Below are 14,639 nucleotides of genomic sequence, written 5' to 3' on the forward strand. Positions count from 1 at the left end.
GCTGCTCCAACATTAAATTTCAGTCATCTGCCAAACCCCGGCTTGCCATGCAGGCCGGGGTTTTCCATACTCGCGCCATAGCCTGTCTAACCTTTTGATAAAAGGCAATAAAATGGCGTTTCAAAGTCAAGTTTCCTTTTCGGTTCCACAGCGCATCATTCACTGGGCGATGGCGCTTCTGATCTTCTTCAATCTGCTGTTTCCCGATGGTATGGAACATGCCTATCGGCTGATGCGGCGGGGCGAGACACTGACGCCGGAGCAGATTTCTTCAGCCAATATTCACGCCTATGTCGGTTTTGCCGTGCTGTTTCTTGCGGTTTTGCGCCTCTGTCTGCGCTTCTTCCAAGGCGTGCCGCCGCATCCCGCCGAAGAACCGCGACCGTTTCAGATCGCCGCGAAGGTGGTGCATTTCACCTTCTATGCCCTGTTTCTCGTTCTGCCCCTGTCAGGTATCGCCGCTTATTATTTCGGTGCGCAGTCGGCCGGGCAATTGCATTCCGGTCCCTTCAAGGCGCTGATGTGGGTGTTGATCGCCGGTCACGTCGGCGCCGTTCTGGTTCATCAGTTCTACTGGCGCACCAATGTCCTGAAGCGCATGACGCACGGCTAAGCGGCGGTTTGTCGCGTTCCCGGTTCCTTGGAAAAAGAGGAAGGTGGCCCTTGTCGCATGGTGCGGCCGGGGTTCAGGAATGCAGGATATCGAAGACATATTGCCGGGCGCAGACTGGCGGGATCGCTATCAGGGAGAGATGGTGACGCCGGAGCCGTCCTCTCTGCATGTGAGCAGGCTCCTTCTCGATCATCCTCCGGCGTGGATCAGCAGCCTCATGTCGCTTCGAAACCGTGTCGTCTCGTTTTTCGGTTTAAGAACGGTCGAACTGGCCGCTGGCACGTCGGCGGGCGGTTTTCCCGTTCTTTCTTCCACCCGGGAGCAGACAGTGCTTGGCTTCGACGACCGTCATCTCGATTTCCGGATCGTTGTCGATCTAGAAGAGAAGGGGAACCGCCAGCTGGTGACTGTCACCACCATCGTCAGGCGCAAGAACATGTTTGGGCGGCTCTATCTTCTTGTCGTCGGGCCGTTTCACCGCCGCATCGTGCCGGCGACGATGCGGCCGTTCTGCGCCAATGTCCGGCCCGTCAGCATCGGGCGTGAGCGGGTCAGTCAACCCGCGTGAGCGTGAAACCCTGGGTTCGCAGAAGTTCGATAACGCCTTCCTCGCCGGGCAGATGCAGCGCGCCGACGGCCATGAAGACATTGCCAGTGGCAAGCTCGGGGGCTGCCCGTTCTGCCATGACGTGGTTGCGGTCGGTAATGATGCGCTGTTCGAAAGCGGCGTAGCCCTGTTCGTTTTCAGCCGCGGCCTTCTTGGGATCGAGGCTTTTCAGCATGGGCATGGTCATGCCGATATCGCCGGCGACGTAAAGATCGGTCATGGTCGTCATCACGTCATCCATGCGCTCCCCGAGCTCAAGCGTTTCGATCAGCGCCTGAAGATGAAATTCCATCGGCAGTTCGGACATGGCCGTCAGCTGCTCGACCATGGTTTCCAGCCCGACAAGGCGCTTGCCGTCCGCAATCGCATCTTCGGCCAGCTTCTTGTCCAGAAAGGAGAGGCCGGTCGCCTTGCGGGCGAATTCGCAGGCGGGAAGGGCGACGAAGCTCGAAAGCATCCACGGCTTCATCCGCGAAACGGCATTCAGCGGGATGCCGCGTTCCTTGAGGCCTTTTTCGAGGCGGGCGACATTATCGGGCGACAGAATGTCGGTGATCGATTTGCCATCCAGAAACATGGTGAGCTCAGGCTTGCTCAGCAACGAGGTCGCGACCTTCTTGTCGTCGACGATTTCGTCCGACTCCACGATGACAGTCGCGGCTTTTTCAAAGGCGGGGCTGGCGGCGGCAGGCATTTCGAGAACACGCGGATCGGTGACATGCATGGTGCCGAGAAGATAGGACGGGGCCATGCCTGCCTTTTCGATGCGCCAGAAATTGCCCTTGCCGTTCGGGATGGAGGCCGCTTCCTGTTCGATCTTTGCGAAGGCCTGCGGATCGGTCTTGCGCATTTCCACGAGAATGTCATTGCCCGTGCACGTGATCTGCTGCTGCTCTGCGGCTTCCGCTTGCCCCAGCGAAAACAGGGTCATGAGCAGGATTGCAACGGCTGTGACATGCAGGGCCGCAAGCAGCCAGAGCAGGGCATCGCCGGTCTTGCCCATCAGGGTGGCGGTGAGATTTTGTGGTCTTATCAGGCTGTGCATCGGTCCAATCCGGTTGTCCTTCGCTTATAGAACGGCGGCTTGGACGTCTGGTTAATGATTATGGTTAACCATTTCCTGCTTCATGCGCGCGGGTGGGCATTGTCGTAGATTTCCAGCAATCTTGCGGTATCGACACCGGTATAGACCTGTGTGGTGGAAAGGCTGGCGTGGCCGAGCAGTTCCTGAATGGTGCGCAAATCCCCACCGCCGGCCAGAAGATGGGTGGCGAAGGAATGGCGCAGCGCATGTGGCGTGGCGTTCTCCGGCAGGCCGAAAGCGCCGCGCAGCTTCTGCATTTCCCGCTGGATGATGGCGGGTTGCAGCTTGCCGCCGCGTGCGCCAAGGAAGAGGGGCTCATTCGCCGACAGGGTATAGGGGCAGAGCTTCTTGTAGGCGTCGACCGCTTCCGTCACCACCGCCAGCAGGGGCACGATCCGCGTCTTGTTGCCCTTGCCGGTAATGCGCAGGCTGCGGGCACCGGGTGGGAAATCAGATGGCGTAAGACCCAGCGCCTCGGAAATGCGCAGGCCGCAGCCATAAAGCAGTGAGAGGACTGCCGCGTTGCGGGCGGCGATCCAGGGCTCTTCGTTCAATTGCGCCTCGGCAGTGGTGATTTTCAGCGCCTGCCGGTCGGTCAGCGGTTTCGGCAGGGATTTCGGCTGTTTTGGCGCGCGCATGGCAGTCGCGCCAGCCGCGTTGACGAGGCCATTTTTCTGCAGGTGGTGCAGCAGGGAGCGCAAGCCGGCCAGATGCCGGCCGAGCGATCGCGCGCCCGCACCCTCCTTGCGCCTGTTGGCCAGAAAGGCGCGAAGGTCCACCGGACGCAGATCGGCTATGTCGCTTATAGCCGCGGGCTTGCCGATGTAACCGGTGAGGAAAGTCAGGAACTGGCGGGTGTCGCGTTCATAGGCTTCGACGGTATTGTCCGAAAGCCGTCGTTCGCCGGCAAGGGCGGCGAGCCAGGACTGACGCTCGTTCAGGAGATCAGGTTCAGCAAATGTCAGGATTTCGGTCACGTGGCGCTCCATTCCATGTCCCGAAACTATGCGCTTATGATCAGCATTTGGTTAAGAGGTGGACTTTGCAAGGCGTGCCCACTACATCCGGGCGGTTTCCTTTTTCCTGTCGTCGGGGCATGGTCGCCACATCATGGCAAAAGATTCGTCCGATCTGTTTGGGGCTCTGTTCGACCCGCCGTCGCCCACGCGCACGGTGCCCGTTCTCGTGCCCATGCCGGCGCCCGGGCCCTACAGCTACGCCGTGCCTGAGGATATGGTGGTGGAAACCGGTTCCGTCGTTCAGGTGCCGCTTGGTCCCCGGCAGGTCTTCGGCGTGGTGTGGGACGATGCCGGCGAAAAGGGCGTTGATCCGAAGAAGCTGCGGCCCATCACCAAGAGTTTTGAATGCCCGCCGCTGAAGGCGGAGATGCGCCGCTTCATTGACTGGGTTGCCGCCTATACGCTTTCTCCGCCCGGCCTGGTGGCTCGCATGGCGCTGCGTGCGCCCGCCGCCTTCGATCCCGAACCGATGATCGAGGGGTTGCGGCTGACCGAAGGCAGGCCGGAGCGCCTTACCCCCGCCCGCGAGCGGGTGATGGAGCTGGCGGCCGAAGGACACGGCTGGACGAAGAGCGGGCTTGCCCATGCCGCCGGTGTCTCGACCAGCGTCATCGATGGCCTTGTCAAACAGGGCGTGTTTGAGACGGTTTTTCTGCCGGCGCCGCCTGTCGTCGCCGAGCCCGACCCTGACTATGTCGAGCCGCGCCTGGAAGGCCCGCAGAAACAGGCCGCGTCGGAGATACTGGAAGATGTGCGCAAGGGTGGTTTTCACGTCTCGCTCATCGATGGCGTGACCGGTTCGGGCAAGACCGAGGTCTATTTCGAGGCGGTGGCCGAGACGCTGAAGCAGGGCAAGCAGGTCCTCATCCTGTTACCGGAAATTGCTCTGACGGCAGCCTTTCTCGAGCGGTTTCAGGACCGCTTCGGCGCAAAGCCGGCGGAATGGCATTCGGACCTGTCACCGCGCATGCGTGAAAAGGTCTGGCGGCAGGCTGTCACTGGTGAAGTGAAGGTGGTTGCCGGTGCGCGTTCGGCGCTTTTCCTGCCTTTCGACAATCTCGGCCTCATCATCGTCGATGAAGAGCACGACCCGGCCTACAAGCAGGAAGACCGCGTCTTTTATAATGCTCGTGATATGGCCGTCGTCAGGGCGCGGATCGCCGAGTTCCCGGTCGTGCTGGTGTCGGCCACGCCTTCGGTTGAAAGTCAGGTCAACGGCAGTTCGGGACGTTACAATACCATTCACCTGCATACCCGTTTCGGCGATGCGGCGATGCCGGATCTGCATCTGGTCGATATGCGCCGCCATCCGCCGGAAAGGGGAGGATTTCTCTCACCCGTCCTGCTGCGTGGCATCGGCAAGACCATCGAAAAGGGTGAACAGGCGCTGCTCTTCCTCAATCGTCGCGGTTATGCGCCGTTGACGCTCTGCCGTGTCTGCGGCCACCGTTTCCAGTGCCCGCAATGCTCCAGCTGGCTGGTGGAGCACCGCTTCCGCAATCAATTGCAGTGCCACCAGTGCGGCCACAGCGAGCCGACGCCCGATCATTGCCCGGAATGCGGCACCTTCGACCATCTGGTGGCCTGCGGTCCCGGCGTGGAGCGTATCGCCGAGGAGGTGGAGAAACATTTCCCGGAGGCCCGCACCATCGTGCTCTCTTCCGATCTCATGGGCGTCAAGAGGTTGCGTCTGGAGCTGGAGGCGATCGTCAAGGGTGAAGCGGATATCGTCATCGGCACGCAGCTGGTCGCCAAGGGGCACAATTTCCCCCTTATGACGCTCGTCGGAATTGTCGATGCCGATCTCGGACTTGCCAATGGCGATCCGCGTGCGGCGGAGCGAACCTTCCAGCTGCTTTCGCAGGTCACCGGCCGCGCCGGACGTACGGGTTTGAAAAGCCACGGCCTGTTGCAGACCTATCAACCGCAGCATCCCGTCATGCAGGCCATCGTTTCTGGCGATGCCTCGGCCTTCTACGAACGGGAGATCGTGGAGCGGGAAAAGGCTGTTCTGCCGCCGTTCGGGCGCCTTGCCTCGATCATCGTTTCCGCCGATACGCGCGGGGAAGCGGAAACCCATGCACGTGGCTTGAGGGCCGCGGCCCCCCAGGTTACCGGCATCATGCTGCTCGGCCCGGCGGAAGCGCCGCTCGCGCTCATCCGCGGCCGCCACCGTTTCCGCCTCCTGGTGCACGGGCGGCGCAATTCCGACATGCAGTCTTTTCTTCGTACATTGCTGGCCAATGGTCCGAAGGAGCGGGGCAGCGTGCATGTGCAGCTCGATATCGATCCGCAAAGTTTCCTTTGAACTTCGCCGACGAGGCGTTTTCCCGCTGTCATGACCGTGTCATAACGCAGCAGGCAATCAAAATGATTTGGGGAACGAGATGGAGTTTTATTTTCCCGCCGAGTTCGGCGAGCAGCTGGCCTTTGGCGCGGCGGTAGTATCGGCCGTGATGGGCCTTTTTTTCATGTTTGCGCCGGGCATTACGCTGCGTGCCTTCGGTCTGCAGCCGGCCGGTGAGCGCAGGGACGGTTATGCGCTCGTGCGTTCGTCGCTTGCGGGGTTCTATCTCGGTCTGGGCGCCGCCGCCCTGCTTCTGGCACAGCCAATGGTCTATCTCGCCTTTGGTGCGGCATTCGGCCTTAGCGTGTTCGGCGGCATTCTCTCCATACTGTCAGATGGTGGCGCAACCATGCGGAATTTCTTACTTCTGGTTGTACACTTTCTGCTGTCCGCACTCGCGTTGAGCTACGTCTTCGGGCTGGTCTGAGGCGGGCTTTTTGGCTTTTGTGCCGCACCAGAGCCGCATCCTGAGCGAAATCGGAAAATTTAAACGCATTCCCCCTTGCCCAAACGGCGCTTTCCGCTATTACGCGTGTTGCGAGTCCCGGCGTCCTATGCTAGACGGACCGCGAAATTGGGAAAAGGCAGGGGGGAATTCCGGTCTTTTTCGGGGAAATTGAAACGATTTCAAGAATTTGATGCGGTGGAGCCCCATCGCTGATGGTCTTGGACGATTAGCAGGGAAAAAGTGCCCGTGGCAGAGACCTCCCAGGGAACATCCGGTGTAGCGGAAAGGTATGCGTCGTCGCTTTTCGAGCTTGCTTTGGAAGCGGGTGCGGTCGAAGCGGTTCAGGCCGAACTGGACAAGTTTGGCGCACTTCTCGACGAAAGCGACGATTTGAAGCGTCTGGTTGCGAGCCCGGTGTTTTCCGCCGAGGATCAGTTCAAGGCAATCACCGCGATCTGCGAAAAGGTCGGTATCTCCGGTCTCGCTCTGAATTTCCTCAAGGTTGTTGCGAATAACCGCCGTCTCTTTGCCGTTCCCGGCATGATCCGCGCCTACCGCACCATCGCTGCCGCCCACCGCGGCGAAATCACCGCCGAGGTTACCTCGGCACATGCGCTCGACGAGGCGCAGGAAACTGAACTGAAAGCGGCGCTGAAGAGCGTTACCGGCAAGGATGTGACGATTTCCGTTACCGTCGACCCGTCGATCCTCGGCGGCCTGATCGTCAAGGTCGGCTCTCGCCAGATCGATACGTCTCTTCGCACCAAACTTTCCACCCTTAAGCTTGCACTGAAAGAGGTTGGCTGATGGATATCCGCGCCGCGGAAATTTCCGCAATTCTGAAAGATCAAATCAAAAATTTCGGCAACGAGGCGGAAGTCTCCGAAGTCGGTCAGGTGCTGTCCGTCGGTGACGGTATCGCCCGCGTCTATGGCCTCGACAATGTTCAGGCCGGCGAAATGGTCGAGTTTCCCGGCGGCATTCGCGGCATGGCGCTCAACCTCGAAGCCGACAACGTCGGTGTGGTTATCTTCGGTTCGGACCGTGACATCAAGGAAGGCGACACCGTAAAGCGGACTGGCGCTATCGTTGACGTTCCCGTCGGCCCGGAACTGCTCGGCCGCGTCGTTGACGCGCTCGGTAACCCGATCGACGGCAAGGGCCCGATCAATGCCGCCAAGCGTTCGCGCGTGGACGTCAAGGCTCCCGGCATCATTCCGCGCAAGTCGGTCCATGAGCCGATGTCGACCGGCCTCAAGGCTATCGACGCGCTCATCCCGGTTGGCCGCGGCCAGCGCGAGCTCGTCATCGGCGACCGCCAGACCGGCAAGACCGCGATCATTCTCGACACGATCCTGAACCAGAAGGCCATTCACGACAATGGTCCTGACGGCGACAAGCTTTATTGCGTCTACGTTGCTATCGGCCAGAAGCGTTCGACCGTTGCCCAGTTCGTGAAGGTTCTGGAAGAGCGCGGCGCACTGCAGTATTCGATCATCGTTGCTGCGACCGCTTCCGATCCGGCTCCGATGCAGTACCTTGCTCCGTTTGCCGGTTGCGCCATGGGCGAGTACTTCCGTGACAACGGCAAGCACGCTCTCATCGGTTACGACGACCTTTCCAAGCAGGCTGTTGCCTATCGTCAGATGTCGCTTCTGCTGCGTCGTCCTCCGGGCCGCGAAGCTTATCCGGGCGACGTTTTCTACCTTCACTCCCGTCTTCTCGAGCGCGCTGCAAAGCTCTCCGACGAAATGGGCGCAGGTTCGCTGACGGCTCTGCCTGTTATCGAAACCCAGGGTAACGACGTTTCGGCCTTCATTCCGACCAACGTGATCTCGATCACCGACGGCCAGATCTTCCTTGAAACCGACCTGTTCTATCAGGGCATTCGTCCGGCCGTTAACGTCGGTCTGTCGGTTTCGCGCGTTGGCTCCGCCGCCCAGATCAAGGCGATGAAGCAGGTTGCCGGCTCGATCAAGGGTGAACTTGCCCAGTATCGCGAAATGGCCGCCTTCGCCCAGTTCGGTTCGGACCTCGACGCTTCCACGCAGCGCCTGCTCAACCGCGGCGCCCGCCTGACCGAGCTTCTGAAGCAGCCGCAGTTCTCTCCGCTCAAGACGGAAGAACAGGTTGCGGTGATCTTCGCCGGCGTCAACGGTTACCTCGACAAGGTTCCGGTGGCGCAGGTCGGCAAGTTCGAGCAGGGTCTGCTCTCCTACCTCCGGTCGGAAGGCAAGGCGATCCTCGACACCATCCGCACGGAAAAGGCTATCAGCGACGATACCAAGGGCAAGCTTAAGGGCGCTCTTGATAGCTTCGCCAAGTCTTTCTCGTAATCAGGGCTCTTTTACTCGGACGGATAACGGATGCCTTCACTAAAGGATCTGAAAAACCGCATTGCCTCCGTAAAGGCGACGCAGAAGATTACCAAGGCGATGAAAATGGTCGCCGCGGCGAAGCTTCGGCGCGCCCAGGAAGCTGCGGAGGCCGCCCGGCCTTATTCTCAGCGCATGAGCGCCGTTCTTGCCAACATCGCCAAGGCGGTCGAGGCGGACGTTGCTCCGGCGCTGATGACCGGCACCGGCAAGGACGACGTGCACCTGCTCGTCGTCTGCACGGCTGAACGTGGTCTTTGCGGCGGTTTCAACTCGCAAATCGCCCGTTTTGCCCGCGATCACGCCCGCAAGCTGATTTCGGAAGGCAAGACGGTCAAGATCATCACGGTCGGCAAGAAGGGTTACGACAGCCTTCGCCGCGAATTTGCAGCCAACATCATCGAGCGCATCGAACTGCGCGAAGTGAAGAAGGTCGGTTTTGAAAACGCCGACCAGATCGCCAAGAAGGTGATCTCGCTCTTCAACGCGGGTGAGTTCGATGTCTGCACGCTGATCTATTCGGAATTCAAGTCCGTCATCAGCCAGATCCCGACCGGCCTGCAGCTTATTCCCGCCGCAACGCCTGTTGTGGAAGAGGATGCCGCGACGCAGAGCGCCGTCTACGAATATGAGCCGGATGCGGCTTCTATTCTGGAAGACCTTATTCCGCGCAACATTTCGGTTCAGGTTTTCCGGGCTCTGCTCGAAAACGTTGCCGGTGAAATGGGCGCCAAGATGAGCGCGATGGACAATGCAACGCGCAATGCCGGTGAGATGATCAACAAGCTGACGCTTTCCTACAACCGTCAGCGTCAGGCTCAGATCACCAAGGAACTCATTGAAATCATTTCGGGCGCGGAAGCGCTCTGAGGTAAGGAAAGAGGGTAAGGATAATGGCTAAGGCAGCTACCCCCAAGAAAACCGCAGCGGTGAACGGCGCGGGCAAGGTTACCCAGGTTATCGGCGCTGTTGTCGACGTGGCGTTCGAAGGCGAACTGCCTCCGATCCTGAACGCGCTCGAAACCGAGAACAACGGCAACCGCCTCGTTCTGGAAGTCGCGCAGCATCTTGGCGAAAACGTCGTCCGCACGATCGCCATGGACTCGACCGAAGGTCTCGTCCGCGGTCAGCCGGTCAGCAACACGGGCGCTCCGATCGAGGTTCCGGTTGGTCCGGAAACGCTCGGCCGCATCATGAACGTCATCGGCGAGCCGGTTGACGAAGCAGGCCCGATCGTTACGGCCAAGAAGCGCGCCATCCACCAGGATGCGCCGTCTTACGTCGAGCAGTCGACCGAAGCACAGATCCTCGTCACCGGCATCAAGGTCGTCGACCTTCTGGCTCCTTACGCCAAGGGCGGCAAGATCGGCCTGTTCGGCGGCGCCGGCGTTGGCAAGACGGTTCTCATCATGGAACTGATCAACAACGTCGCCAAGGCGCACGGCGGTTACTCGGTATTCGCCGGCGTGGGTGAGCGTACCCGCGAAGGTAACGACCTCTACCACGAAATGATCGAGTCCAACGTCAACAAGCTTGGCGGCGGTGAAGGTTCCAAGGCTGCGCTCGTTTACGGCCAGATGAACGAACCGCCGGGTGCCCGCGCCCGCGTCGCTCTGACCGGTCTGACGATCGCTGAAAACTTCCGTGACGAAGGCCAGGACGTTCTGTTCTTCGTGGACAACATCTTCCGCTTCACGCAGGCTGGTTCGGAAGTGTCGGCTCTGCTCGGCCGTATTCCTTCGGCCGTGGGCTATCAGCCGACGCTCGCAACGGACATGGGCCAGATGCAGGAACGCATCACCACCACGAACAAGGGTTCGATCACCTCGGTTCAGGCGATTTACGTTCCCGCCGACGACTTGACCGACCCGGCTCCGGCCACCTCGTTCGCGCACCTTGACGCAACGACGGTTCTGTCGCGTTCGATCGCTGAAAAGGGTATTTACCCGGCTGTTGACCCGCTCGACTCCACCTCGCGTATGCTCGACCCGATGATTGTCGGTGAAGAACACTACGAGGTTGCCCGTAAGGTTCAGTCGACCCTGCAGCGCTACAAGTCTCTTCAGGATATCATCGCCATCCTCGGCATGGACGAACTGTCGGAAGAAGACAAGCTGACGGTTGCCCGCGCCCGCAAGATCGAGCGCTTCCTGTCGCAGCCGTTCTTCGTCGCTGAAGTCTTCACCGGCTCGCCCGGCAAGCTCGTCGCGCTCGAAGACACGATCAAGGGCTTCAAGGGCCTGGTCAACGGCGAATACGACAACCTGCCGGAAGCTGCCTTCTACATGGTCGGTTCGATGGAAGAAGCCATCGAAAAGGCGAAGAAGCTGGCTGCCGAGGCTGCCTGATCATGAATTGGCGGGCGCGTGGTTCTACCGCGCGCCTTGCCGACAATGGTGGCGAAACCGGAACGGCTTTGCCTACGTTGGAAAAGACAAGTCCGTGACGCCCGCGTAATTGAAAAGAAGTGAATAGCCATGGCTGACAGTTTCAAATTCGATCTCGTTTCCCCGGAGCGTCTGCTCGTTTCCGAAACGGTTACGGAAGTCGTCATCCCGGCTACGCTGGGTGAAATGACCGTTCTGGCCAATCACGCGCCGACGATGACCACGATCAAGCCGGGTCTGGTAACGGTGAAGTTCGCTTCCGGCGAGACCCATAAATATGTGGTTTTCGGTGGTTTTGCCGATATTCTGCCGACCGGCTGCACGCTTCTCGCCGAATCCGCGGTTTCGGCCGATGACATGTCTCCCGACACGCTGCAGAAGCGTATCGATGCGGCCAAGGCCGAAATCGAAGAGGGCAATCATCACCACGAGCATCTGACCAAGCTTGAAAAGCACCTTTACGAACTGACGAACCTGCATGAGGTTCTCGTCGCTGCTTGAAAGCACCGGGCGGGTTCGAAAGAATGACTGCCCACAAAAAATTCAAAACAGAAAGCGGCCGTTTCGGTCGCTTTTTTGTTTTGGGCTAGTGTCTGCCACTTTATCCAAGCGAGAAATGCCCGTTTCCGCGCATGAGCCCGTCCGTCAGCTCGGCTCGGGCTTCGGAATGTTGCTAGCGAATTACGCCGGCGATTCACGGGCAGACAATGGGTAAAGCAGGGATAGTAAAGCGCCTTCAATAGATGCACTCGGAAACCGATTCCGATTTTCGTGGCTATAGGTTAAATGTGGTGGCCGGAAGAAGTGCTGCTTTGGGATCCTTAGCGAGACGAGGCAGATTTTCGTCATGGAGGAGTGATCAGCGTGTCGGCAGAGGCAAGTTACCGAAGGGTCGCAAGAACCGCTCTGCGGGAAGGGGCCATAGTCGAGGGCGAGCGGGCGGTGCCCGAGGAGGTGCCGGTTGCCTTTTCTTATGGCGGCAGCACCCATGCCGTGATGATGGCCAGCCCCGCCGATCTTGTCGATTTCGCAATCGGTTTCAGTCTCACGGAGGGCATCATATCCACCAGGGCGGAAATCCGTTCCATTGAAGTGATTGAGGCCGGGCAGGGTTTCGATGTTCAGGTGGATTTGCAGGATGCCAACGCCGATGCGCTGAGGGCAAGACGACGGCATATGGCGGGCCCGGTCGGATGCGGTCTTTGTGGCATCGAATCCATTGAACAGGCAGTCCGCGTGGTACCGGATCTGAGCGGCGCGGAAGTCTCCGTTGATGGCAATGACATCGTTGCGGCGGTGAAAGCGCTGAACGGGGCGCAAAGCCTCAACCGCGAAACGAGGGCAGTGCACGGCGCGGGTTTTTACAATCCTCAAGGAGGGCTGCTTGCCGCCCGAGAAGATGTCGGCCGCCATAATGCACTCGACAAGCTCGCAGGTGCGGTTATCAACGCGAACCTATCTCCCGATGCGGGCATTGTGGTGGTCACGAGCCGCCTGTCGGTGGAAATGGTCCAGAAGACGGCCATCCTTGGCTGCCCCATTCTGGCAGCGATCTCCGCGCCCACCGCGCTCGCCATTGAAACGGCTGAGAGCTCGGGTATCACGCTTGTGGCGCTGGTGCGGGGTGAGGATTTTGAAATCTTCACCCGGGCGGATCGTATCATTCTATAACGTTGAGGCCGCCGTTTCCCGGCGACCTTCCGGCTTCTGAACGGGCCTAGAATTCCGCCCATTCCGCTGCTGCGTTTCCGTGAGACCTTGGCGCGGCGGCATATCGAGGCTGCGGCGCGGGAAGTCTGGTGACGACGGCAGGCTTTTTGTCCGCCGGGCGGGCGGGTGATGCTGATGCTTCGTGTGATATTCTGAACTGCCGCAGCAACTCGTGCAGATTTTCCGCCTCGGTGGCGAGGCCGTGGCTGGCGGCAGTGGTTTCCTCCACCATGGCGGCGTTTTTCTGGGTGGCCTGATCCATGACGTTGACGGCCTGATTGATTTCCCGCAGACCATTCGCCTGTTCGCGCGAAGCTTCAACGATGGCCGAGACATTGGTGTCGATCTCGCTCATCTGTGACTGGATATCCCGCAGGGCGCCGCCGGTTCTGCCAACCAGATCCACGCCATTGGCGACCTGCTCGCGAGAGGTGTTGATGAGGGATTTGATTTCCTTGGCCGCAACGGCGGACCGTTGGGCGAGTTCCCGGACCTCCTGTGCCACAACGGCGAAACCCTTGCCCGCTTCCCCGGCCCGGGCAGCTTCGACGCCCGCATTCAGGGCCAGAAGATTGGTCTGGAAAGCAATGTCGTCAATGACGCCGATGATGTTGGTGATTTCACCCGAGGACCGAGAAATCGCGTCCATGGCGGAAATTGCCTGCTGGACGATGTCGCCGGAATGTTCGGCATGTTCTCTCGTTCGCAGCACCAGTTTGCCGGCCTCGCCGGCGCGCTGGCTGGCATCGGACACGGTGGTGGTGATTTCCTCCAGTGCGGCTGCGGTTTCTTCCAGCGAGGCCGCCTGCTGTTCGGTGCGTTGCGAGAGTTGATCGGCGGCTATGCGGGTTTCGCCTGAGCCGGGGGCGATTGTCGGGGCAGTGTGGGCAATGGTTTGCATGGTGGTCTGCAGCTTGGCGACGACCTCGTTGAAGTCCGCACGCAGCTTTTCCATGCTGGGCACGAAGCTGTTGTCGAGGCGCTGCACAAGATCACCCTCGGCCAGTGCCCGCAGGGCATCGGCAAGCACGCTGATGGCGCTCATGCGCGGCGTGACGTCCGTGGCGAATTTCACCACTTTCACCACCTTGCCGGCTTCGTCCAGCACCGGATTATAGGCGGCCTGGATCCATATTTCCTTGCCGTTCTTTCCATAGCGAACAAATTCATCCGAGATGAATTCCCCCGCCGCCAGTCGCGGCCAGAAATTGCCATAGGCAGGCGAGGCGGCATAGGCCGGATCGCAGAACATACGGTGGTGCCTGCCCTCGATTTCCTTGACGTCGTAATTCACCGTGGCGCAGAAATTCGGATTGGCGGTGATGATGGTGCCATCGGGCAAAAACTCGATGGTTGCCTGGGAACGGGAGAGCGCCTCCAGCTTGCCGGCATCGTCTACAGCCTTGATCTTCTTGGCGGTGATGTCGGTGGCGATCTTCACGACCTTATAGGGTTTGCCCGAACGGAAAACCGGGTTGTAAGAGGCCTCGATCCAGATAACGGAGCCGTCCTTGCGGATACGGCGATATTCCTTGGCCTGGAACTCGCCACGGGCGAGAGAGGCCCAGAATTCCTGATAGGCCCGCGATGCGGCGAGTTCGCCGTCGCAGAAGATGCGATGATGCTTGCCGACGATCTCGGCGAGATCATAACCCAGCGCCGCGCAGAAATTCTTATTTGCAGTGAGAATGTTACCTTTGAGATCGAATTCTATGACCGCCTGTGATCTCGATATGGCATCGAGCATATTTTTGTTATCTGCGCTTTTTCCTAACCCCAGCATTCCACGTCCCCCAAAATCAGCCCACGGCGCGGCGAGCCGCACAGGACATGCGGTCCACGTCGTATCATGTTGAATAACGAACAGGTTTTGCCGCCGAAGGCAGCAATGCAGGCACTTTTGTCTCTTCGCCTTGGTCAGGTATCGGCCCGCGTGATAGTCGTGCCGGCGCGATAATGATCTACGGCTTTTAATATTAGATATCTATAATATTAAAATGTTCTTATTTAATAAAACAGCGTAAAGGAAAAACAAAACCGCCGGGCGGG

At 59.5% G+C, this 14,639-nt stretch carries 13 protein-coding genes; 10 read left to right on the forward strand and 3 right to left on the reverse strand.

Annotated elements, in window-relative coordinates:
* Positions 1-112 precede the first annotated feature (112 nt).
* Complete coding sequence (locus ASB65_RS22350) at positions 113-613, forward strand: cytochrome b (protein ID WP_060725407.1); 501 nt, start codon at positions 113-115, stop codon at positions 611-613.
* Positions 614-692: 79 nt separating this feature from the next.
* Positions 693-1,181, forward strand: a complete 489-nt coding sequence (locus ASB65_RS22355; RefSeq protein ID WP_060725408.1) for a DUF2867 domain-containing protein — start codon at positions 693-695, stop codon at positions 1,179-1,181.
* Here ASB65_RS22355 and ASB65_RS22360 read toward each other — a convergent pair.
* Complete coding sequence (locus ASB65_RS22360; protein ID WP_060725409.1) at positions 1,165-2,265, reverse strand: TraB/GumN family protein; 1,101 nt, start codon at positions 2,263-2,265, stop codon at positions 1,165-1,167. The two genes, ASB65_RS22355 and ASB65_RS22360, sit on opposite strands and share 17 nt — an antisense overlap.
* An 80-nt stretch (positions 2,266-2,345) precedes the next feature.
* Positions 2,346-3,293, reverse strand: a complete 948-nt coding sequence (locus ASB65_RS22365) for a tyrosine recombinase XerC (RefSeq protein WP_080868363.1) — start codon at positions 3,291-3,293, stop codon at positions 2,346-2,348.
* A 121-nt stretch (positions 3,294-3,414) separates the two neighbouring features.
* Here ASB65_RS22365 and ASB65_RS22370 point away from each other — a divergent pair, with 121 nt between their 5' ends.
* The 8 genes from ASB65_RS22370 (at position 3,415) to fdhD (ending at position 12,551) form a co-directional block, all read left to right on the forward strand.
* Positions 3,415-5,631 (forward strand): primosomal protein N', encoded by a 2,217-nt coding sequence (locus tag ASB65_RS22370; RefSeq protein ID WP_060725472.1) that lies wholly within the window; start codon positions 3,415-3,417, stop codon positions 5,629-5,631.
* Positions 5,632-5,710: 79 nt separating this feature from the next.
* A complete protein-coding gene (locus tag ASB65_RS22375; protein ID WP_003504963.1) occupies positions 5,711-6,097 on the forward strand; it encodes a phage infection protein in 387 nt (128 codons plus the stop codon).
* A gap of 261 nt (positions 6,098-6,358) precedes the next feature.
* Positions 6,359-6,925 (forward strand): F0F1 ATP synthase subunit delta, encoded by a 567-nt coding sequence (locus ASB65_RS22380; RefSeq protein ID WP_173992188.1) that lies wholly within the window; start codon positions 6,359-6,361, stop codon positions 6,923-6,925.
* Positions 6,925-8,454, forward strand: coding sequence for a F0F1 ATP synthase subunit alpha (gene atpA / locus ASB65_RS22385; protein WP_004443771.1), 1,530 nt, complete (start codon positions 6,925-6,927; stop codon positions 8,452-8,454). The genes ASB65_RS22380 and atpA overlap by 1 nt, the downstream gene beginning before the upstream one ends.
* 30 nt (positions 8,455-8,484) lie before the next feature.
* Positions 8,485-9,363: a F0F1 ATP synthase subunit gamma gene (locus ASB65_RS22390; protein ID WP_003504958.1), complete on the forward strand. Its 879-nt coding sequence runs from the start codon at positions 8,485-8,487 to the stop codon at positions 9,361-9,363.
* Between the two features lie 23 nt (positions 9,364-9,386).
* Entirely contained in the window at positions 9,387-10,841 is a 1,455-nt protein-coding gene (gene atpD / locus ASB65_RS22395; RefSeq protein WP_003504956.1) for a F0F1 ATP synthase subunit beta, read from the forward strand.
* A 129-nt stretch (positions 10,842-10,970) separates the two neighbouring features.
* A complete protein-coding gene (locus ASB65_RS22400; protein WP_003492358.1) occupies positions 10,971-11,381 on the forward strand; it encodes a F0F1 ATP synthase subunit epsilon in 411 nt (136 codons plus the stop codon).
* Positions 11,382-11,735: 354 nt separating this feature from the next.
* Entirely contained in the window at positions 11,736-12,551 is an 816-nt protein-coding gene (gene fdhD, locus ASB65_RS22405) for a formate dehydrogenase accessory sulfurtransferase FdhD (protein WP_080868362.1), read from the forward strand.
* 46 nt (positions 12,552-12,597) lie between these two features.
* On the opposite strand, the gene ASB65_RS22410 is transcribed toward fdhD, so the two are convergent.
* Positions 12,598-14,373, reverse strand: a complete 1,776-nt coding sequence (locus ASB65_RS22410; RefSeq protein ID WP_081088462.1) for a methyl-accepting chemotaxis protein — start codon at positions 14,371-14,373, stop codon at positions 12,598-12,600.
* Positions 14,374-14,639 lie beyond the last annotated feature (266 nt).

This window comes from Agrobacterium tumefaciens str. B6, assembly GCF_001541315.1.
Classification (GTDB): Bacteria; Pseudomonadota; Alphaproteobacteria; order Rhizobiales; family Rhizobiaceae; genus Agrobacterium; species Agrobacterium radiobacter.